18 protein-coding genes, 1 tRNA gene and 1 other RNA gene are annotated in these 20,001 nt (G+C 42.9%); 17 read left to right on the forward strand and 3 right to left on the reverse strand.

The genetic code is table 11. From position 1 onward, the window contains the following. The first annotated feature begins 4 nt into the window (after positions 1 to 4). Positions 5 to 562, forward strand: coding sequence for an anaerobic ribonucleoside-triphosphate reductase activating protein (gene nrdG, locus I1A59_RS00295; RefSeq protein ID WP_196090834.1), 558 nt, complete (start codon positions 5 to 7; stop codon positions 560 to 562). A gap of 70 nt (positions 563 to 632) precedes the next feature. On the opposite strand, the gene I1A59_RS00300 is transcribed toward nrdG, so the two are convergent. Next, positions 633 to 720 (reverse strand) — tRNA-Ser (locus I1A59_RS00300). A 131-nt stretch (positions 721 to 851) separates the two neighbouring features. Here I1A59_RS00300 and ssrA point away from each other — a divergent pair. Further along, positions 852 to 1,199: a transfer-messenger RNA gene (gene ssrA / locus I1A59_RS00305) on the forward strand. A 345-nt stretch (positions 1,200 to 1,544) separates the two neighbouring features. Here ssrA and I1A59_RS00310 read toward each other — a convergent pair. Then, positions 1,545 to 2,594, reverse strand: a complete 1,050-nt coding sequence (locus tag I1A59_RS00310; RefSeq protein ID WP_196090835.1) for a zinc-dependent alcohol dehydrogenase family protein — start codon at positions 2,592 to 2,594, stop codon at positions 1,545 to 1,547. A gap of 138 nt (positions 2,595 to 2,732) precedes the next feature. Continuing rightward, positions 2,733 to 2,903: a DUF3042 family protein gene (locus tag I1A59_RS00315; protein WP_196090836.1), complete on the reverse strand. Its 171-nt coding sequence runs from the start codon at positions 2,901 to 2,903 to the stop codon at positions 2,733 to 2,735. A gap of 68 nt (positions 2,904 to 2,971) precedes the next feature. Here I1A59_RS00315 and miaA point away from each other — a divergent pair, with 68 nt between their 5' ends. The 15 genes from miaA to I1A59_RS00390 all read left to right on the forward strand — a co-directional run bounded on the left by miaA (position 2,972) and on the right by I1A59_RS00390 (position 19,903). Next, complete coding sequence (gene miaA / locus I1A59_RS00320; protein WP_196090837.1) at positions 2,972 to 3,856, forward strand: tRNA (adenosine(37)-N6)-dimethylallyltransferase MiaA; 885 nt, start codon at positions 2,972 to 2,974, stop codon at positions 3,854 to 3,856. After that, positions 3,849 to 5,087 (forward strand): GTPase HflX, encoded by a 1,239-nt coding sequence (gene hflX / locus I1A59_RS00325; protein ID WP_196090838.1) that lies wholly within the window; start codon positions 3,849 to 3,851, stop codon positions 5,085 to 5,087. Before miaA ends, hflX begins: the two co-directional genes overlap by 8 nt. Beyond that, positions 5,080 to 5,733, forward strand: coding sequence for a cystathionine beta-lyase (locus I1A59_RS00330; RefSeq protein ID WP_196090839.1), 654 nt, complete (start codon positions 5,080 to 5,082; stop codon positions 5,731 to 5,733). Before hflX ends, I1A59_RS00330 begins: the two co-directional genes overlap by 8 nt. Next, positions 5,715 to 6,644, forward strand: coding sequence for a ribonuclease Z (gene rnz, locus I1A59_RS00335; protein WP_196090840.1), 930 nt, complete (start codon positions 5,715 to 5,717; stop codon positions 6,642 to 6,644). Before I1A59_RS00330 ends, rnz begins: the two co-directional genes overlap by 19 nt. Before the next feature lie 14 nt (positions 6,645 to 6,658). Next, on the forward strand, positions 6,659 to 8,896 hold the full coding sequence (recJ, locus tag I1A59_RS00340) for a single-stranded-DNA-specific exonuclease RecJ (protein ID WP_196090841.1): 2,238 nt from the start codon (positions 6,659 to 6,661) through the stop codon (positions 8,894 to 8,896). Between the two features lie 87 nt (positions 8,897 to 8,983). Continuing rightward, the gene (locus tag I1A59_RS00345; RefSeq protein WP_196090842.1) at positions 8,984 to 9,496 is read left to right on the forward strand and encodes an adenine phosphoribosyltransferase; all 513 of its coding nucleotides are present in this window, start codon (positions 8,984 to 8,986) and stop codon (positions 9,494 to 9,496) included. 121 nt (positions 9,497 to 9,617) lie between these two features. Further along, a complete protein-coding gene (locus tag I1A59_RS00350) occupies positions 9,618 to 10,298 on the forward strand; it encodes a DnaD domain protein (protein ID WP_196090843.1) in 681 nt (226 codons plus the stop codon). Further along, positions 10,295 to 10,936: an endonuclease III gene (gene nth / locus I1A59_RS00355; protein ID WP_196090844.1), complete on the forward strand. Its 642-nt coding sequence runs from the start codon at positions 10,295 to 10,297 to the stop codon at positions 10,934 to 10,936. The genes I1A59_RS00350 and nth overlap by 4 nt, the downstream gene beginning before the upstream one ends. Beyond that, positions 10,937 to 11,614 (forward strand): tRNA (adenine(22)-N(1))-methyltransferase TrmK, encoded by a 678-nt coding sequence (locus I1A59_RS00360; RefSeq protein WP_196090845.1) that lies wholly within the window; start codon positions 10,937 to 10,939, stop codon positions 11,612 to 11,614. It abuts the gene before it with no gap. Then, positions 11,604 to 12,398, forward strand: a complete 795-nt coding sequence (locus I1A59_RS00365) for a Nif3-like dinuclear metal center hexameric protein (RefSeq protein ID WP_196090846.1) — start codon at positions 11,604 to 11,606, stop codon at positions 12,396 to 12,398. The genes I1A59_RS00360 and I1A59_RS00365 overlap by 11 nt, the downstream gene beginning before the upstream one ends. 10 nt (positions 12,399 to 12,408) lie before the next feature. Next, positions 12,409 to 13,218 carry a ZIP family metal transporter gene (locus tag I1A59_RS00370; protein WP_196090847.1) on the forward strand — a complete coding sequence of 270 codons (810 nt, stop codon included), beginning with the start codon at positions 12,409 to 12,411 and terminating at the stop codon, positions 13,216 to 13,218. Between the two features lie 18 nt (positions 13,219 to 13,236). Next, a complete protein-coding gene (locus I1A59_RS00375) occupies positions 13,237 to 14,133 on the forward strand; it encodes an alpha/beta fold hydrolase (protein WP_196090848.1) in 897 nt (298 codons plus the stop codon). A gap of 88 nt (positions 14,134 to 14,221) precedes the next feature. Beyond that, positions 14,222 to 15,556 carry a branched-chain amino acid transport system II carrier protein gene (gene brnQ / locus I1A59_RS00380; protein WP_196090849.1) on the forward strand — a complete coding sequence of 445 codons (1,335 nt, stop codon included), beginning with the start codon at positions 14,222 to 14,224 and terminating at the stop codon, positions 15,554 to 15,556. Positions 15,557 to 15,641: 85 nt separating this feature from the next. Next, the gene (locus tag I1A59_RS00385; protein ID WP_196090850.1) at positions 15,642 to 16,802 is read left to right on the forward strand and encodes an exonuclease SbcCD subunit D; all 1,161 of its coding nucleotides are present in this window, start codon (positions 15,642 to 15,644) and stop codon (positions 16,800 to 16,802) included. Continuing rightward, positions 16,799 to 19,903, forward strand: a complete 3,105-nt coding sequence (locus I1A59_RS00390; RefSeq protein WP_196090851.1) for an SMC family ATPase — start codon at positions 16,799 to 16,801, stop codon at positions 19,901 to 19,903. The genes I1A59_RS00385 and I1A59_RS00390 overlap by 4 nt, the downstream gene beginning before the upstream one ends. Positions 19,904 to 20,001: the final 98 nt, after the last annotated feature.

Here is a 20,001-nt window from a genome sequence, read left to right on the forward strand (position 1 = left end):
TTATATGAACAATCCAAAACCTCAGGAGTGGAAAAGTGAGGAACTTAGTCAAGGTCGTATCATGGATTACAAGGCTTTTAATTTTGTAGATGGAGAAGGTGTTCGCTGTTCCCTTTATGTGAGTGGCTGTCTCTTTCATTGTCCAGGTTGCTACAATGTAGCAACCTGGTCTTTCTCCGCTGGAGTTCCTTATACCCAGGAATTGGAAGAACAAATAATGCAGGACCTTTCCCAATCCTATGTTCAAGGACTAACCCTTTTAGGAGGGGAACCCTTCCTCAACACAGGAATCCTTTTACCTTTAGTCAAACGAATTCGAAAAGAACTTCCGACTAAGGATATCTGGTCTTGGACAGGCTATACATGGGAAGAGCTAGCCCTTGAAACACCTGACAAGTTAGAACTCTTGGAGTCTATCGATATTTTAGTGGATGGTCGCTATGATGCCAGTAAACGTGATTTGACTCTCCAATTTAGAGGATCCTCAAATCAGCGAATTATTGATGTACCCAAATCGTTAAAGGCAAACACGGTTATTCTTTGGGAAAATTTGAAACAGTAAAAGAAGGCCCACGGGTAAACTGTGGGCCTTCTTTTACAAACAAAAAAAGAGGGCACCCCTCTAAAACTGACGGAAGACATGGGATTCGAACCCACGCACGCTGTTACACGCCTACCGCGTTTCCAACACGGCCTCTTAAGCCTCTTGAGTAATCTTCCAAATCACTGACTTAATAAGTATACCACATTTTCAAACAGGTGCAAGCTTTTTTTCAAAAAAATGCTGGATGAGATTAAAGTTTTTTCTAGCTTTTCAGATAAAAGAGTGATATACTTATCAAGTAATGTTAGGGGTCGTTACGGATTCGACAGGCATTATGAGGCATATTTTGCGACTCATCGGCAGATGTAAAAATGCCAGTTAAATATAACTGCAAAAAATAACACTTCTTACGCTCTAGCTGCTTAATAACCAGCAGGCGTGACCAAGGTTTGATTGCTTGTGTTGAACTACGGTCTTATTATTAGCAAGCTACGATGGAAGTCAGCCTAGTACTTTCATAAGAGATTGATAGGCTCGCAGTGGCTTCACTTGAGCTATGTGTGGGGGAACTGTTAAATCAAAACATAGCCTATGGTTGTAGACAAATATGTTGGCAGGTGTTTGGACGTGGGTTCGACTCCCACCGGCTCCATTATAGGTTTTATAAATTTTTAAAACTTTTTATATATTACTAGAAATCTTGATTTATCAAGGTTTTTGTTTTTCTTTCATAAAACCTTCTTATTTGTTTTTGTAAGTTTAAAAAAAGTCAAACCCAGAAACTAAAAATCTACGTTGGAAGAAAACCTCTCTCCGAGATCATCTTTTGCCTGTATGCTGATATGGGTAAAGAGGTTCCTATTGGTTTCATATCAAAGTGTCCCAAAGGTGCTGGATTTACTTTAGGGTTCAAAAGTAGTTGTTCATTCTTTACTTTTAGGATATCGGAAATGAAAAGCAGGGATTTTCTTTTGTCCCTGCTTTTCATGTGTGCTGTATGTTAGGAGAGGTTGTTTTTCACGATGACTTTTAAGGCGTTTTCTCGGCTAGCGTTTTTAAAGGTATCATAGGCTTGGTCAAAGTCTGATAGGTTGTAGTGATGTGTTACTAGTAATTGAGGATCCATTTTCCCGGATTGAATGACTTTCAAGAGCATGTCAGTAGTGTTTGCACTAACTAAGCCAGTTGAAAGCGTAATATTTTTAATCCAGAGTTTCTCCAGTTCAAAATTGACGGGTTTGCCATGGACACCAGCATTCGCAATATGACCACCGATGGCTATAATTTTTTGACAAATATCAAATGTTTGAGGATAGCCAACACATTCGATGGCAACATCGACCCCACGTCCATCGGTTATCTCCAGAATCTGTTCTTGTATCTCTGTGATGTTACTGGATTGAATCGTAGTAGTGGCACCCATTTTCTGAGCTTGTTCTAGCCGATTGGTATCTAAGTCAATCATAATCAATTGAGCAGGTGAATAAAATTGGGCAGTGATTAGAGCAGCTAGTCCCACTGGGCCAGCACCGACAATTGCAACTGACTGGCCAGGTTTGATGTGGCCATCTAAGACTCCAATTTCAAAACCTGTTGGTAGAATGTCACTTAACATAACTAAAGCATCATCGGAAACTGTTTCTGGTGCATGGTAAAGGCTGTTATCGGCGTGAGGGATTCGAACATACTCTGCCTGTGTTCCATCAATGAGATGCCCTAGAATCCAGCCGCCATCTTCACAGTGAGCTTGAATGTTTTGTTTGCAGTAATAACATTTACCGCAAGAGGTGATACAGGAAATGAGGACTTTATCACCTACTTTAAAATTAGAGACTGCTGAACCAATTTCCTCTACAATACCGATTCCTTCATGTCCCAAAGTCGTACCTAAAGGAACTTCAGGAACATCTCCTCCGATAATATGTAAATCAGTTCCACAAATTGTAGTCTGAAGGATTTTAATAACTGCATCCGTAGCCTTTTGGACTTGTGGTACATCTTTTTCGATGAGAACGTTGTTGCCTTCTCCTTGATAAACCATTGCTTTCATAGGGAACCTCCAATTGATATTCTTAGTACCATTATATTGCAAACGCTATCATTTTTCAAAAGATATGAGGCTCTGACTTGTAATTTGTATAGTGAGCAAATATAGAAAAAGAGGCTGTGAATACCAGCCTCTTTTGGATTAGTGGGATACGCGTTTGCGGGCAGCTTTTTTACGGTTTTCTTCGATGAAAGCTGCTTTTTGTTCCTCAGGTTCAATGATGGTTTTGTGGACTGCGTAAACAGCTCCTGCAACAGCAGCTGCAGTTCCAAGGATTCCAGTCAAAAGACCTTTACCAAAATTGTTTGCCATAAGTCTATCTCCTTTTTCTGTGTTATAATATATGGTACAGAAAATGGAAGAATTTTTCAAGGAAAAAAATGAAAACCAAGTTAATTGTTATCATGGGGCCAACTGCGGTCGGAAAGTCTGCTCTGGGGATTGAGTTGGCTCAGAAATTTAATGGGGAGATTATCTCAGGGGATAGTCAACAGGTTTATCGTAGTCTGGATATCGGAACTGCCAAGGTTACTCGGGCTGAACAGGAATTGGTTCCCCATCATTTGTTGGATGTGAGAGAAGTCGATCAGGGGTATTCGGCTTTTGATTTTGTTCAAGAAGCTACAATCAAGATTGAAGAAATTGCCCAAAGAGGTGCCCTACCGATGATTGTAGGTGGGACAGGTCTCTATTTACAAAGTCTTCTGGAAGGGTACCATCTAGGAGGACAGTTGGATCAAGCGGCCCTCTTGGCCTATCGACAAGAACTTGAAGCTTTAGAAACGGAAGCTTTGTACGAGCTGGTAAATCAGAAGGGGATTTCGATTCGCGAAATCAATCGGCGTCGTGCCACCCGAGCGCTGGAGTTAGATAAGTTTGGTCAAGACTTGGTCAATCAGGAACAGGATTTTGAAGCCCTTTTGATTGCCTTGGATGATGATCGAGAGGTCCTGTACCAGCGGATTAACCAGCGGGTTGATGAAATGGTTGAGGATGGTCTATTAGAGGAAGCTCGTTGGCTTTATAACAACCATCCGCAAACTCAAGCAGCTCGTGGAATTGGCTACAAAGAGCTTTTTCCTTATTTTGAAGGAGAAACCAGCTTAGAATCTGCCCTTGATACTGTGAAGAAGAATACCCGTCATTTTGCCAAGCGGCAGTTGACTTGGTTTCGCAATCGCATGAAACCGAATTTCTTTCTGGTTTCGACACCAGACTTTAAAGATGAGATTCAGAAATTGGTCGAGGATTTTTTAAATGATTAATACGGAAAAAGAACAAGAACGGGTTCTCTTAATCGGTGTAGAATTACCTAAAATGGACCATTTTCTAATGTCCATGGAAGAGTTGGCTCGCCTTGCCCAAACGGCTGGTGCCAAGGTTGTACGAGAAATTGTTCAAAAACGGGAGCGGATTGATGCCAGGAGTCTGATTGGTAGTGGTAAGGTAGAGGAGATTAAGAACTGGATTGAAGCAGAAGAAATAGATAGTGTGATTGTAAATAATCGTTTGACTCCTCGTCAAAACAGCTATCTGGAAACCCAATGGGGAGTGAAGGTCATTGATCGAATGCAGTTGATCCTAGATATTTTTGCCCTAAGAGCCAGATCTTATGAGGGCAAATTGCAGGTTCATCTAGCCCAACTTCAATACCTATTGCCACGCTTAGTGGGACAGGGGATTATGCTCAGTCGACAGGGGGGAGGGATTGGCTCCCGAGGTCCTGGTGAAAGTCAACTAGAACTAAATCGTCGGGCTGTACGGAACCAAATTACGGATATTGAACACCAGTTAAAGGCCGTTGAAAAAAATCGGAGCCGAATTCGCCAAAAGCGTTTGGAAAGTCCGGATTTACAGATTGGTTTGATCGGTTACACTAATGCGGGCAAGTCCACCATTATGAATATTCTTGGAGAGAGTCCCCAGTATGAGGCTGATGAGCTTTTTGCGACCTTGGATGCGACAACCAAAAAAATTCATCTTGATCAGAACTTACTGGCAACCCTGACAGATACAGTTGGCTTTATTCAAGATTTGCCAACTGAGTTAGTGGCCAGTTTTAAGTCAACCTTGGAAGAAAGCAAACATGTGGACTTACTTATCCATGTCATTGATGCAAGTGACCCTTATCATGAGCAGGAAGAGGAGACTGTGCTTTCTTTGATGCAGGAATTAGAGATGGATCAGATTCCACGGATTACTCTTTATAATAAGTTGGATCGAATTGACGATTTTGTACCGACCCTCAACCCTTCTAGCAGCATTTCAGCCTATTCCCCTTCCGCCAAAGAGGAACTTAAAGAAATCATTCTCAATAAATTGAAGGTTTTATGGCAGCCCTTTGAAATTCGTTTGCCGCTGTCAAAACAGTACAAGTTACATGAATTAGAAGAACTAGCCTTGATTGGTAAACGCGAATATGATCAAGAGGGATTAACTGTCTCAGGTTGGATTGCGGAAAAAAATAAATGGAAATTAGAAGCCTTTTATGAATAAATGGATTGAACGTGCGATTAGTTTGGGAGGCTATACGTCTCTGGATCGCAACTATCTAGAACACGTTTTACAAGGGAAGACAGATAGCGAGATCCTAGCCTGGATTACTCCTCCCCCAAGTGTTTTGAATGCTTACTTTGCAGAGTTATATCAGAAGAAGGGTCCTAAAGAGGCTATGGATTACCTGTTAGAAATGAGTCGGGCCTTTGACCTCTTTCAAAAAGAGCCTACATTTGTGGAAACAAAGCCGTTTATTCGTTTGAATTTGTCTGGTAAGGCCTACGGATTGGCTCTGCTTGATGAAAGTGGTCTGGGACAGGTATTCCCTCAAATGGAAGCAGCTGTAACACCTGCATTGCTTTGGGAAATTGCGACTATTTTTCCAAACCACCTAGTTGGACATGTTGAAGGTCGTATCATCTTACGTCCACAGGTGACACAGGATATTAGGAGTGAAGAGGCCTTGACGTCATTAACAGATCGGTTGATACTAAATGATGGCAGTCAGAAAATGGTTTCCTATAGCCAAGAAGATTTACTTGAACAATTAATGAAACAAGAAGTTGAAACTCTCCTCTGGTATGGTTCCAAGGAACGTCAGCTTACAGTAGTAATGGAGGAGAAAGAATGGAATTACAATTTTTAGGGACCAGTGCGGGTCAACCCTCAAAAGCCCGAAATGTTTCCAGTTTGGCCCTAAAACTTTTAGATGAAATCAATGAAGTTTGGCTTTTTGATTGTGGGGAAGGGACACAGAACCAGATTCTTCATACCAGCATTCGACCACGTAAGGTCAGCAAAATTTTTATTACGCACCTGCATGGCGATCACATTTTTGGTCTGCCTGGTTTCTTGTCCAGTCGGGCTTTTCAAGCCAACGAAGAACAAACAGATCTGGATATCTATGGTCCGGTGGGGATTCGAAGCTATGTTTTAAATAGTCTTCGTCTTTCCGGCTCACGTCTCCCTTATCGTATTCATTTTCATGAATTTGATGCCAAACAGCTCGGATTGATGATGGAAACAGACCAGTTTAAAGTCTATGCGGAGGCCCTTGATCACAGTATTTTCTGTGTGGGCTACCGGGTTATTCAAAAGGATTTAGAAGGAACGTTGGATGCCGAAGCTTTGAAGCAAGCAGGGGTTCCTTTCGGTCCTCTATTTGGAAAAATCAAAAAAGGGGAAGATATTACTTTGGAAGATGGTCGTCTGATAAAAGCCAAGGACTATCTCTCACCACCTCGGCCTGGGAAAGTGATTACAATACTCGGTGATACTCGCAAGACCAACGCGAGTGTCCGCCTGGGAGTCGGCGCTGATATCTTGGTTCATGAAGCCACTTATGGCAAAGGGGATGAAAAATTGGCACGCAACCATGGCCACTCCACCAATATGGACGCTGCTAAAGTCGCTAAGGAAGCCGGTGCGAAGCGCCTTTTATTGAACCACATTAGCCCACGCTTTTTGGCAAAAGACATTAGTCAAATGCGGGATGACGCTGCTAGCCTCTTTCCCAATGTCCATGTTGTCAAAGATTTAGAAGAAATTCCACTGTAGAGTAGGGGATCTAAATGATAGAAGCAAAATACGATTGGCAATTTCGGCCAAAAGTAGAAGATCAGGATTTTATCGCGAAAGCCAAAACGTTTGGTCTGGAAGAATCCGTTGCGGATCTCCTTTACCAACGTGGGGTTCAAAGCAAGGAGGCGCTTGAAGCTTTTCTAAAGCCAAATTTAGAAGATCTTGCCGATCCTTTCCTTTTTCACGATATGGAAAAAGCTGTGGCCCGAATAGAAGAGGCGATTCAGAATGGGGAAGCGATTCTGGTTTATGGGGATTACGATGCTGATGGCATGACCAGTGCTTCCATTATGAAGGAAGTTCTGGAGGAAATGGGAGCGGAGGTTGAAGTTTACCTCCCGAATCGATTTACGGATGGGTATGGTCCCAATAAGAGTGTCTATAAGTACTTCATCGAAAATCAGAAGATTTCTCTGATTATCACTGTCGATAATGGGGTAGCTGGTCACGAAGCCTTGGAGTATGCGAATGAGGTTGGGGTAGATGTCATTGTAACGGATCACCACGCGCTGCCAGAGGTCTTGCCGCCTGCCTACGCGATTATTCATCCGGAATTACCTGGAGATCCGTATCCTTTTCATCATTTGGCAGGCGTTGGAGTGGCTTTTAAACTAGCTTGTGCCTTGGTCGGGGATGTGGTGCAAGATTTCTTAGACCTAGTTGCCATCGGGACCATCGCAGATATGGTTCCCTTGGTCGGTGAAAATCGTATTCTAGTGTCTTACGGTCTGAAGATTTTGCAACAAACCCAGCGGATTGGCTTGCAGGAATTGGCTGCAGTCGCTTCGCTCAAGCTGGACGAAGCTAACGAGGAAACGGTTGGTTTTCAGATTGCTCCTCGCTTGAATGCTTTGGGACGTCTAGATGATCCAAATCCAGCCTTGGAGCTTCTAACGGGCTTTGATGACGAGGTGGCTCATGAGCTAGCCCAGATGATTGATGCCAAAAATACGGAACGCAAGGAGCTGGTACAAGCGATTTATGAAGAAGCGCGTGCGCAACTAGATCCTGAGGCCAAGGCACAAGTCCTAGTTCATGAAGGTTGGAACCCGGGAGTGTTAGGGATTGTCGCTGGTCGACTGTTGGAAGAGACGGGGCAACCTGTCATTGTTCTGAGTAGTGATGGTGAAAAGGCTAAGGGTTCTGCACGCAGTCCTGAACGCATCCATCTTTTTGAAGCTTTGGATCCACATAGAGAGTTATTTGTCGCTTTTGGGGGACATGCTGGTGCGGCAGGAATGACCTTGGCATTAGAGAAGGTACCAGCCTTAAAAGCGGTTTTGGAAGATTACATTGCCAATCTTGGCTTGGATCCAAAGGATAAACCTGCCTATCAAGTGGATGAAACCTTAGATTTACAGCATTTAAGTCTAAAAACGCTGGAGCAATTTCAGCAACTAGCTCCATTTGGAATGGAGAATCGGCAACCCGTTTTTTATATTTCTGATTTTCAAGTGGAAGCTAGCAGAAGCATGGGGCAAGGAAATGCCCATCTTAAACTAAAGATTTCCCAAGGGGAGTCTGCCTTTGAGGTTGTTGGTTTTGGCTATGGAAACTTGGCCTTAGAGTTCTCACAGGCTAAAAAGCTCCAACTTCTAGTAACCTTGGCTGTAAATCAGTGGAATGGACAGACTAGCCTTCAGCTCATGATGGTGGATGCCAGGATTGACGGTCTCCAACTCTACAATATTCGTTCAGCAAAATTGCCACTCCCTGATTCTATTCCGGTTCTGGAGTTTACGGAGGATTTTCCAGCTAATGTTCCGCAAGCAAGGGCATATGTCTTAGACCAACTTCCGGAAATAGTGGAGCCCTTAGCGCGGTTTGTCCAAGAACGGCAACCACAGGTTTTTTATTTCAAAAACACCATCAAGGAAGCTTATTATCTTACGGGTGTTGGAACGAGGGACCAATTTGCCTTGCTGTATAAAACGATCAAGCAGTTTCCAGAATTTGATGTTCGTTACAAATTAAATGAACTGGCGACTTATTTGAAAATCCAACGTCCCCTCCTCATTAAGATGTTGCAAATTTTCCAAGAATTGGAATTTGTGACCATTGAAGATGGGATTCTGAAGGAAAATCCGAATGCTGCCAGACGATCCATCGAGGAGAGTCAGATTTATCAGAATTTGAAAGAGTTGGCTCATTTCCAAGAAAAAATGGCTTTGGATTCAGTAGAAGATATCTATGATTATTTGCTTCATTTTCCGCTGGAGACTCTATAAGCCTGGATTTATTTGTGACTGACTTCTAGCTATTCTACTTGAAGTATGGTAGAATGGTTTGTAAAACATTTTGATAGAAAGTCGATTATGAACTTAAAAGATTATATTGCTACAATTGAAAATTATCCGCAGGAAGGGGTAACCTTCCGTGACATCAGTCCTTTGATGGCGAATGGAAATGCTTATTCTTACGCCGTCCGGGAAATTGTTCAATACGCGACTGATAAGAAGATTGATATGATTGTAGGACCTGAAGCTCGTGGATTTATTGTGGGCTGTCCAGTTGCCTATGAACTTGGAATTGGTTTTGCACCTGTCCGTAAGCCTGGAAAACTTCCACGCGAAGTGATTTCTGCAGATTATGAAAAGGAATATGGACTTGACACTCTTACCATGCATGCAGACTCCATTAAACCAGGTCAACGTGTCCTCATTGTAGATGATTTATTGGCAACAGGTGGGACTGTTAAAGCGACCATCGAGATGATTGAGCGTTTAGGTGGTATTGTTGCAGGCTGTGCATTCCTGATCGAATTGGATGACTTGAATGGTCGCGAAGCCATTGGTGATTACGACTATAAAGTTCTCATGCATTATTAATGTTGATCTTCTTGAAGGAAACTTCAAGAAGATTTTTTTCGTCCGCATCGAAAAAATGTATAATAGAGAGTATGGAATAGGAATGTATTCTCAGTAGTAAAAAATCTAGTAAAGGAGCATTATGGCTTATTACCAAATATACCAGACGGGACAGCTAGTCCTGCCGGCCTTTCTTTTTGAACAATTAGGAAACTTATTTGGGTCTGCGGAAGAATTTCTGGTTTGGCAGTTGGCCTATGTAGAAAATGTGACCAAAGGGGCCAGTATTTCTATCGATGAATTGGTTAAGCGTTCAGGTTTGGAGAGGGAAACGATACGAGGGTGTTTGAATAGTTTGATTCAATCGGGTTCTCTTCGCTTCCAAGAGACCAGCAACCAAGAAGGAAAAGGAGGGCTCTATTATGATGCAACGCCTCTGTTTGAACGACTAGATCAAATGGCGGCCGATTTAAAAAAAGGACAAGAACCTCAAAGTGAAGCACAGGAGTTTAAAGATCTCTTGACCTTCATACAGGAATCTTACGGTCGCTTATTAAATCCTATTGAAATTGAAGACCTTCAGAAATGGGCACGAGATTTTTCGGTTGTGTTAATCAAAGAAGCTGTTCGAGAATCAGTCTTGAATGGAAAGACCAGTTGGCGTTATTGGCAAACAATTCTCCGCAATTGGGTGAATGAAGGAATTCAAACAGTGGAACAGGTGAATCGACGTCGTGAAGAATGGAATTTACAGAAAACACGTAAAATCTCAGCTAGCGAAGAATTTAAAAACAACGTAAATTTGTGGAGGTTTGGGGAATGATTGGACGGGTTAAATTAAAGCGTATCCTAGATATCATTGCGGACATGTTTCCAAATGCTCGTGGGGAATTGGAGTATGAGACGCCCTTTCAACTGTTGATTGCGGTCATTTTATCAGCTCAAGCAACCGATAAATCCGTTAATAAAATCACACCCGGTTTGTGGGCCAAGTACCCAGAAATTGAAGACTTAGCCAAGGCCCCCTTATCGGAGGTAGAAGAGACCATTCGACATATCGGTCTTTACAAATCCAAAGCCAAAAATATTATTCGCACAGCGCAGGAAATCTTAGAACGGTTTGATGGCCAAGTCCCCAAAACTCATAAAGAATTAGAATCCTTACCGGGGGTTGGGCGAAAGACGGCCAATGTCGTTCTGGGGGAAATTTATCATATTCCAGCTATTGCGGTCGATACCCATGTCGGTCGGATTGCTAAGCGGCTGAATATCTCGGCCCAGGATGCCAGCGTCGAGCAGATTGAACAAGATCTCATGGCTAAAATCCCTAAAAAAGATTGGATTGCGACCCATCACCGTTTGATTTTCTTTGGTCGTTACCATTGTACTGCCAGAAAACCTAAATGTGAGACCTGCCCTGTTCAGTCTCTCTGTTATTATTATAAAAATTTGGAGGAATAAATGTCCTTATCGAAACGTTTAGACCTCGTGTCTAGTTTTGTTAGTTCTGGAGCAAAAATTTTAGATGTGGGGAGTGACCACGCCTATTTGCCCATTGCCTTGATCAAAAGGGGGAAAATCTCCGCTGCCATTGCAGGCGAAGTCGTGGAAGGCCCTTACCAGTCGGCTTGTCAAAATGTTCAAAAGGAAGGCTTGAGTCAGCAGATCCAGGTTCGACTAGCGTCAGGCTTAGATGCCATGAATGCAGAGGATGAAATTGAGGAGATTGTTATTGCCGGAATGGGAGGTAGACTGATATCTACCATTTTGGATCAAGGTCAAGCCAAGTTACAGGGAATCCAGTCTCTTATCCTTCAACCTAATAACCGAGAAAATGAATTAAGAATCTGGTTAGAAAAGCATGGCTATCATATTACAGCCGAAGAGATTTTGGAAGAAGCAGGAAAAATTTATGAGATTCTAGTAGCAAAGCCGGGGAAGATGGCATTGAGTTGGAAAGATCAAACCTTTGGTCCCTATCTCTTAAAAAATAAATCAGAAGTGTTTTATAAAAAATGGTTGAAAGAGGCTGAAAAAATTGAAGGACTTCTGGTTAAAATTCCTGACGAGCATGAAGAAGAGAGATTGGAATTAGCTCAAAAATTAGCAGCAATAAACGAGGTGTTAGATGAAAGTTAGAGATGTACTTAAACGATATGAGGCCTTTTGTCCGCCAGAATTGTCACTGGAAGGTGACCAGGTTGGATTGCAGATTGGATCGTTAGATAAGGATGTGAAACGGGTGATGGTCACCTTGGATATTCGTGAGCAAACTGTCCAAGAAGCCATTGCCAACCAAGTGGATCTGTTGATTGTCAAACACGCGCCTATTTTTCGTCCCATTAAGAACTTGGTTTATGATCAGGGAATGAATGGGATTTATGTGGATTTAATTAAGGCAGATATTGCAGTCTATGTGTCCCATACCAATATTGATGTTGTCGAAGGAGGGTTGAATGACTGGTTCTGTGACTTGCTTGGAATTACACATGTAGAACCTCTGCATGAAACTCTTCCTGGCCAGGGTATTGGACGGATCGGGGATATTGAGTCGATGGAATTTCAAGATTTGGCTCTCAAGGTCAAAGAAACTTTCCATTTGGACAGTGTCCGTTTAGTTGAATACCCAGGGTACATAGATACTCCCGTTACCCGTGTGGCCATCTGTGGAGGAAGCGGTCAATCTTTTGCCAAGGATGCTTTGGAAAAAGGGGCAGATGTTTTGATAACGGGAGATATCTATTACCATAATGCTCAAGACTTCTTATCCCAAGGTTTACGGGCTATCGATCCTGGTCACTATATCGAAATCCTTTTTGTACACGGTGTTTCAGCACTCTTTGAGCGTTGGTCCCAGGAGGAAGGATGGGAATTGGACATTCTTGGAAGTCGGGTTTCCACCAACCCTTTTTACCATCTCTAGGAGGTAATTTATGGAATGGTTAGCCCAACAACCTGTAGTCTGGTTAGCTTTTGGAGCAGGTCTCTTTACCTGGTTTTGTACGGCCCTTGGTGCCTCTGTTGTTTTCTTTTTTAAAGATGTTAATCGTAAGGCCTTAGATACAACTATGGGATTTGCCGCTGGGGTCATGATTGCCGCTTCTTTTTGGTCTCTTTTATCACCAGCTTTGGAATTTGCGGAGCCGACTTATGGCAAACTGAGTTGGTTACCCGTAGCGATTGGATTTTTAGCAGGTGGTTTCTTTCTCCGGTTAGTGGATATGATCATTCCCCATATTCATCTGAGTCAAAAAGAAGTCGAAGGTTTGCAGCCTAAGAAGCGTTTATCCCGGACAGCCCTACTTTTTTCAGCCATCACCATTCATAATTTTCCTGAAGGATTAGCCGTTGGTGTTGCCTTTGGAGCCATTCAAGATGGAAATACAGCAGCTCTAGTCTCAGCCATTGGTCTAGCTCTAGGGATTGGCCTGCAAAATATTCCCGAAGGTGCTGCCCTCGCAGTCCCTATTCGGACAGAAGGACGTTCCCGTTGGTCGGCTTTTGTTTGGGGAGCTAATTCTGCTATCGTAGAACCGATTGGAGCCCTTCTGGGAGCTATAGCTGTTTTAGCCATGACCTCCCTGCTTCCCTATGCTCTTTCTTTTGCAGCGGGTGCCATGATCTTTGTCGTCGTCGAAGAGTTAATCCCTGATTCTCAAAATAACGGCCATACAGACCAAGCAACCTTAGGACTCATGATTGGTTTTGTTTTAATGATGATTTTAGATGTGGCTTTAGGCTAAAAGAAAAAGGAGGCTAAGATGAAAAAAATTGGTTTCCTACTGTGCCTAATCGTCATTGGCATCAGTCTTATTTGGGCAGGGGGAACTCAAGCACCAGAGCTAGATAACCAGGTCCAGGAAGAAAAAGTTGCCATTACTCTTCCCAAAACCAATTATCGAATGGAGGAACGGGATATCCGGGATGGAGCGCGCAAGTTAAAGGGACGCCTCTATATTCCGGACAGTAAGTCAAAGGTTCCCTTAGTTATTTTTGCCCATGGTTTCAATGGTTCTTATCGACAAGGGCGGGTTTATGCCGAATTGCTGGCAGCTCGTGGTTACGCTGTCTATACCTTTGACTTTGTGCATGGTGGCCCCAAAAGTCAAAGCAGTAGCAATGCCAAGGAGTTAACGGTGACTAGTCAAGTTGAGGACCTGAAGAGTGTACTAGATGCCAGTGAAAATTGGTCGGAAATCATACCGGATCAAACTAGCATCCTTGGTATTAGCCAAGGCGGTCTGATTGCCAGTCTGGTTGCTAGTCAGGAACCCAAGCGTATCCAGAGTTTACTTCTGATGTATCCAGCCTTTATTATTAGTGAGTTACCGCATCAGATCTATGATTCTTTTGAGGAAATTCCAGAGGATACCAAGATTTTTGATCAGTTTTCGATTGAGATTAGCCCCAATTATCTTTTAGATGTTTGGTCCGTCAACATTTATCAGGAGTTGGCCAAGTACCCTGGTCCGGTTTTAATTCTCCACGGGAATCAGGATGAGATTGTCCCATTTTCCTATAGCGAAAAAGCTCGCCCTTATCTGAAAAATGGTCAAGTTCAGATTATTGATGGGGCAGGTCATGATTTTTCAGGAGACTATTTTCCGACTGTAAGCTATCCGATTCTTAAATTCTTGCAAGACAATCAAACAGAGTAAGAAAAACCACTTTAATTTTCTGTAAACTATTGTCAAAGCTTTTAAAGTCCTATATAATAAGGCACATATTTAGAAAAAGGAGATGTTTATGGTAAAAAAAGGTGCCTTAACGGGGCTTCTTTTGTTCGGGATCTTCTTCGGAGCTGGTAACTTGATTTTCCCACCGGCTCTTGGAGTCTTGTCTGGACAAAATTTTTGGCCCGCAATTTTTGGTTTTGTTGTCTCGGGAGTTGGTTTAGCTGTGCTGACGCTGATTATTGGAACTCTAAATCCCAAGGGTTATGTTTATGAAATTTCCAAGAAAATTTCACCAGTCTTCGCGACGATTTATTTGGTAGCCCTATATCTGGCAATTGGTCCTTTCTTCGCGATTCCACGGACTGCGACGACAGCTTTCAGTGTTGGAATTGAGCCTTTATTAAATGGGTTTAATCCAAGTCTAGCACTCTTTATTTTTACAGTCCTGTACTTTGGAGCTGCGTACCTGATTGCTTTGAATCCTTCCAAAATTTTAGACTCAGTTGGTCGTATTTTGACACCGATTTTTGCCCTCTCCATTGTTCTCTTGATTGTTCTTGGGCTGGCTAACTTTAGCCAAGCACCTCAATCAGCGGTTGATGGCTACGCAAGCGCAGCATTTGGAACTGGTTTCCTGGAGGGTTATAACACACTTGATGCTTTGGCTTCTGTAGCCTTCAGTGTAATCGCCGTACAAACCTTGAAACAATTAGGGTTTTCTAGTAAAAAAGAATATATCTCAACAATCTGGATTGTTGGTTTGGTTGTAGCCTTGGCCTTCAGTGGTCTCTATATCGGACTTGCAAGGTTGGGGAATTCCTTCCCTGTTCCAGCAGATGTAGTGGCCAATGCCGAAGTGAATAAAGGGGTTTATGTTCTAACGAATGCAACTCAACAAGTCTTTGGTTCTGTAGGTCAGTTTTTCTTGGCCTTCATGATCACTATGACCTGCTTCACAACAACAGTTGGTTTGATTGTGGCTACGGGTGAATTCTTTAATTCTCGCTTCCCACAATATTCTTATAAAACTTTTGCGACTGCCTTTACCTTCATTGGTTTTGCGATTGCAAACCTAGGCTTGAACACCATCATTACTTTCTCACTACCTGTATTGATGATTCTTTACCCAATCACGATTGCCCTAGTTTTGATTGTGATTGTGAACAAATTCCTACCACTTTCAAAACGTGGGATGCAAGTGACAGTTGGATTGGTGACCTTGGTTTCCGTAGCGGAGGTTCTCGGATCTAGTCTAGGTATTACAGCTTTAAGTAATCTTGTAAGTAGTCTGCCATTCGCAGCGGCTTCAATGGCATGGACAACACCTGCCCTTGCTGGTTTACTGCTAGCCTTGGTGCTCCCAGATAAGCAGGAAGCCGAAGTCTTTGACATGGAAAACCTATAAATTTAGATTATCACGGTAAGTATTTGTTTACCGTGATTTTTTTTGCTATTCTTGAAGGAGGTTTGGACGGGAAGGAGTTTTTTGAATGAAATTTTTACACACAGCTGATTGGCATATTGGTCGCAAACTTCATGGCTATTCCTTGTTAGAGGAGCAGTGGTCCGTTTTTCACAAGCTCAAAAATATGGCTCTGAGTGAAAAGGTCGATGCTATTTTCTTGGCGGGGGATCTGTTTGATGTGTCTACGCCACCTGTATCTGCAACCAAGGCCTTGGATCAAATGCTCTATGAATTGAATGTGGAATTAGGCCTCCCTCTCTTTATTGTTTCCGGCAATCATGACGGTGCCAATCGTCTTCAATTTGGAACTCGTTGGATGAAACAAGGCCAACTTTATCTGGCCACCCAAATTGAACAAGCCTTAGAACCTATTGATTTTGGGGACCTTCAAATTTTTCTCCTTCCTTTTTTTCACCCCAGTGATGCCCGTCGTTTTTATGGGATTTCTGAGGAGAATAAAAGCCAAATGGAGACTATCAGTCAGGCTATGGAACGACTGGTTAAGGACATGGAGGCGCTGATCAAGCCGGATAAAAACCCAATTCTCATTAGTCATTTTTATGTTGCTGGTAAAGGAAACGAGGACTATCAGCTAATCAGTGAAGGGAAGTCTGAGATTGGGGGGCTCAACCATCTACCAGCTAGTCTTTTTTCCAATTTTAGCTATGTTGCTCTAGGGCATCTGCATTCCCACCTCTCCAGTCCAAGTGAGAAGATTCGTTACTCGGGTTCCTTGTTGAAATTTGCAGTTGATGAACATTGGCAAGAAAAAGGAGTGCTGATTTTAGATTGGCAGCCTGAAGAGCTGGAGGTTACGTTTAAAGCTCTTCCAAGTTCCAAGGACATCCGTCTGATTCGTGGAACCTATGAGGATATCACCGCAAAAAACTTTGTGGCCAAGATTCAGGCTGAAGGGCCTGCCTACTACAGTATTCGACTTACTGAAAAACCTCAAGGAATTCGCAATTTAAGGGATTCCTTGGCCATCTTTTATCCAGATATTCTAGATATTCGCATCCAAGAAGAAGCGAAGGAAGTCAGAAATAAGGTCTGGATTCAGGAACGTTTAGAATCTCCCATGGAGATCATCCATCAATTTTTTCAGGAGCAGACGGGGCATGAATTAAGTCAGCAACAAGTAGACTGGGTTGAAGCCAGTCTTTTAGAAAGGAAGGAGGAAGTATGAAGCCGATTCGCCTAGAAGCCAAAAATATTGGCCCTCACGCCCATCTAGATCTAGACTTCCGTGATTATGCGGATAGCCTCTTTCTAATCTCAGGTGATACGGGGTCTGGGAAAACAACCATCTTTGATTTGTTGGTCACAGCACTTTACTACAACAATGCCCAATTTAAGATTGGAGATAAGCGCTTTATCGATTTGCGGAGTGAATTTGCGTCCTTTTCTCCCAAAGAACCATCGAGTGTCCTATTGGAGTTCAGCCATCGAAATCGGGTCTACCGTGTGGAGAGATCTTGGACTCCCAAACGAGTTACTTGGGACTCCGAAAGGCCGTTTAATAGTCTTTTTCGGGACCAACATCTTTTCTCTGAGGTTCAAGATGGCCACTTGGTCGGACCTAGTTACACCAAGCTTGCGGAGGTGACCCAAGCTATTGAGGACCTACTGTACTTGAACAAGGACCAGTTTCAGCGTATTTTACTCTTACCTCAGCATAATTTCAAGCGCTTTTTATTAGCCAACTCCAAGGAGAAGGAGGAAATTCTCCAAACTCTTTTTGATGTCGATTCCTATCACCTTTTAATTGAAACTTTAAAAGAAAAACGGAAACAAGACCGCCAGAAGATTGAAGCCAGAGACTTGGAAATGGTCGTACTTGCCCGCAGCGTGGTGGGAGAAGAGGCAGCCCTTTTGGGACCAGATCAAATCCAGGAGGCAATGGCAAAGGCTCTTCAATCTTTTGACCAAGAAAAAAATGTTCAAGGTCAAAGGATCGAGACCTTGGAGGCGCAGGTTCAGGAAGTATCTGCAGAACTTAGGGCTTGGGAGAGCCGACTAGAATGGGAGCAGAATCTCAAGGAGCAGCAAATTCTGCAACGAGATTTATTGGCTTCCTATCCAACTTATGATGAGGATAAGAAGGAACTGACTCTCTTGGATCAATTGGAAGAAGGGCAGATTCTCTTAGACCGGCAGGAGCAATTGGATAAGCAAAAAGGAGTCTTGGCAAGAACCCAGGAGCAACTAGAGCAGGAAAAGTTGAATTTAGAGACTTTAAGCAAAGAATTTAGGGCAGAAGTAACGCGACTTGATCAGGTAGATGAAGAAGAACTTCGTCAGCAACTAATAGATCTGGAAAAGAAGCATCAGAAACTCCTAGAAGCTCGGCAACAAACCCAGCGGATCGCAAATAAGCAAACTGAACTTGCAAATCTTCAAGCAGACCAGAAAGAATACCAAGAGTTGCTTGAGCAGAATCAGGAAGGATTATCTCAGATTGACAGGAACCTACAAGAATTGAATCAGGAGTCTGCTTCTTGGTCTCAGCTAATGGGCTATCAGCAGCTGTACCATCAGCTTCGTCAACAAAATCAGAAACTGGAAGATAGAAAACAGGAATGGGCAAGTTTGAATGTGCAGTTGGAAAAGATTCAAACCCAAATTTCAGATTTAACAAGATCCAATCAAGAGCAAGATCTCGAAGCTCTTCAGAAACAAAGACTGACTGTGGCTTTGAATATGGTCCGCTCGCAAGTTCACGTCGGTGACGAGTGTCCAGTTTGCCAGAATAGAATCAGTGTGCTCCCTGTGGATCGGGAGATGGAGAGTGACGAAGACTTCCTTCAATTAGAAATTGCCTCTCACGAGAAACAGCTTGAACTGTCTCATTTGCAAGAATCCCGGGCTAGTTTGGAGAGCAACCTGACAATAGTGATGGATGAGGTAAAAACGGAGGAAGTAGCTTATCGGTCTCAGTTCGAACAACTGACCTCTCAGTTAGAACTCGAAGCATCTAGTTTAGAAGAGCTGGCGAAAGTCCTTGAAAATTACCAAGAAACCCTCGAGATTCAGGCAAAAAGGGCAGAAGGATTAAGAGAAGAAAGAGAGGGTGCATTGGCACTTCAAAACACCTATTCGCTTAAACTTCAAGAGCTTGGACTGGGCATGGACCAGGCCCGCCATCAATTGCAGGAATGGGAACAATCCTTAGGTGAGCTGAAGGAACAAGTTGAAAGTCAGAGTCTTGAAGCACTTGAAGAGAAGCTCGAAAAGCAAAAACGAGCATTGAAAAACCTTCAATTAGGCAAGAAAAATCTTTCGCGCTTAGAACTGCAATTAACAGCTCAGAGACAGGCCTATGAAACCAAACAGGAACAACTCGTTGAACAGGTCCGTGCTTACGAAGAGACTCGTTCTCAGAATAAAAAGGCAATGAAACAATTACAGGCAGAGGTCTTACCGGCTGCCGATTGGACTGAATTTCTGGAAATCCTTCAGGGAATATCTAAACGGAGTGAATTACGGCGGCGATTGACACAATTTGAGGCTCAATTGCAAGAGGTGCGAATGGAGCTAACGCGATTGGAGGCAAACGAACCTGACGCTGTTCAACTCGAGAATCCTCAGAAAAGGCAAGCTTTGCTTGCACAATTAGAGTCTGAACTAGAATTGAAGAGTGAAACACTTGTTCTGCTGCAGAGCCGTATTGATCATGCCCTAGAGATTGAAAAACAACTGGAGAATTTGAATCAGAACCAAGTTGAAAGCAATCTACTCTTTAGCCAGTTGGATCAATTGGTGCAAGTTCTTAGTGGTCAGACAGAGAGTCGTTTAGACATTAAAGCTTATGTCTTGCAGCATTATTTTAAGCAGATTGTGGAAGTTGCAAATGACCGTTACTATCATGATTTTTCCCAAGGACGCTACCAATTTGTTCTCAAAAACCAAAAATCCTCTGGTCGAAGTCTCGCGGGATTGGATTTAGATGTTCTGGACCAAGAAGTGGGTCAGTTAAGACCTGTTTCCACACTTTCAGGCGGGGAAAGTTTTCTCGCAAGTATGGCTCTTGCCTTAGCTACGTCTGATGTGATTCAAGAAAGTAAGGGTGGAATAGAACTAGAAGCCCTCTTTATTGATGAAGGTTTTGGAAGTCTAGATCAGGAGACTCTTTTGGTTGCCTTGGATGTTTTGGAGAGCCTAGGTCGTAACGGTCGCATGATTGGTCTGATCTCTCACGTAGAAGTTATGAAACAGGGAATTTCCAAACAGATACTTTTAGAGAAGCGAGGTTCTGGCCGCAGTTCTGTTCAGCAAGTTTCCTTATAATCTCTGAAATTTTTCACGATTTTTTTCAATAGTAGAAGGGTAAAAATTTGAAAACGCTGTCAGATTGTGGTATACTGATATCGAAAAAAATTAAAGGT

This window comes from Streptococcus sp. NLN76 (assembly GCF_015686645.1).
Classification (GTDB): domain Bacteria; phylum Bacillota; class Bacilli; order Lactobacillales; family Streptococcaceae; genus Streptococcus.

Bases quoted from the DNA above. Each gene is read 5' to 3' on its own strand.
- nrdG (WP_196090834.1), top strand. From the start codon at position 5: ATGAACAATCCAAAACCTCAGGAGTGGAAAAGTGAGGAACTTAGTCAA.
- I1A59_RS00310 (WP_196090835.1), bottom strand. From the start codon at position 2,594: ATGAAAGCAATGGTTTATCAAGGAGAAGGCAACAACGTTCTCATCGAA.
- I1A59_RS00315 (WP_196090836.1), bottom strand. From the start codon at position 2,903: ATGGCAAACAATTTTGGTAAAGGTCTTTTGACTGGAATCCTTGGAACT.
- miaA (WP_196090837.1), top strand. From the start codon at position 2,972: ATGAAAACCAAGTTAATTGTTATCATGGGGCCAACTGCGGTCGGAAAG.
- hflX (WP_196090838.1), top strand. From the start codon at position 3,849: ATGATTAATACGGAAAAAGAACAAGAACGGGTTCTCTTAATCGGTGTA.
- I1A59_RS00330 (WP_196090839.1), top strand. From the start codon at position 5,080: ATGAATAAATGGATTGAACGTGCGATTAGTTTGGGAGGCTATACGTCT.
- rnz (WP_196090840.1), top strand. From the start codon at position 5,715: ATGGAATTACAATTTTTAGGGACCAGTGCGGGTCAACCCTCAAAAGCC.
- recJ (WP_196090841.1), top strand. From the start codon at position 6,659: ATGATAGAAGCAAAATACGATTGGCAATTTCGGCCAAAAGTAGAAGAT.
- I1A59_RS00345 (WP_196090842.1), top strand. From the start codon at position 8,984: ATGAACTTAAAAGATTATATTGCTACAATTGAAAATTATCCGCAGGAA.
- I1A59_RS00350 (WP_196090843.1), top strand. From the start codon at position 9,618: ATGGCTTATTACCAAATATACCAGACGGGACAGCTAGTCCTGCCGGCC.
- nth (WP_196090844.1), top strand. From the start codon at position 10,295: ATGATTGGACGGGTTAAATTAAAGCGTATCCTAGATATCATTGCGGAC.
- I1A59_RS00360 (WP_196090845.1), top strand. From the start codon at position 10,937: ATGTCCTTATCGAAACGTTTAGACCTCGTGTCTAGTTTTGTTAGTTCT.
- I1A59_RS00365 (WP_196090846.1), top strand. From the start codon at position 11,604: ATGAAAGTTAGAGATGTACTTAAACGATATGAGGCCTTTTGTCCGCCA.
- I1A59_RS00370 (WP_196090847.1), top strand. From the start codon at position 12,409: ATGGAATGGTTAGCCCAACAACCTGTAGTCTGGTTAGCTTTTGGAGCA.
- I1A59_RS00375 (WP_196090848.1), top strand. From the start codon at position 13,237: ATGAAAAAAATTGGTTTCCTACTGTGCCTAATCGTCATTGGCATCAGT.
- brnQ (WP_196090849.1), top strand. From the start codon at position 14,222: ATGGTAAAAAAAGGTGCCTTAACGGGGCTTCTTTTGTTCGGGATCTTC.
- I1A59_RS00385 (WP_196090850.1), top strand. From the start codon at position 15,642: ATGAAATTTTTACACACAGCTGATTGGCATATTGGTCGCAAACTTCAT.
- I1A59_RS00390 (WP_196090851.1), top strand. From the start codon at position 16,799: ATGAAGCCGATTCGCCTAGAAGCCAAAAATATTGGCCCTCACGCCCAT.